The following is a 255-nucleotide window of genomic DNA, read 5'->3' on the forward strand; positions in this document are numbered from 1 at the left end:
GCGCAGAGCCCGCAGTGGGGTCGTGCAGCACGCGCAACGTCGAGACGACGTCGACGACCTCGGGAGTGGCCAGGAGACCGCCCAGACCGAGGATCCGGTGTGGAATCCCCTGCGCGGCCAGGGCAGCCGCGAAGGTCTGCATATGGCGCTTCGACCGGAACAGCCCCGCCCCGGTGTGCGGCTTCGCAGCGTCGTCGTGTTCCTCGCGACGCGCGGCGAACCACTCGGCGACCGTGCGCGCCTCATCATCGACCG

The 255-nt window shown here is 71.0% G+C and carries 1 protein-coding gene; it reads right to left on the reverse strand.

Annotated features, from left to right (window positions below):
- Positions 1 to 255 (reverse strand): hypothetical protein (locus R0J87_RS22450; RefSeq protein WP_498889092.1); only part of this gene is annotated, 255 nt, incomplete at both ends.

Origin of the sequence: Halomonas sp. SIMBA_159 (assembly GCF_046536035.1) — a bacterium.
Lineage (GTDB): Bacteria > Pseudomonadota > Gammaproteobacteria > Pseudomonadales > Halomonadaceae > Vreelandella > Vreelandella venusta_A.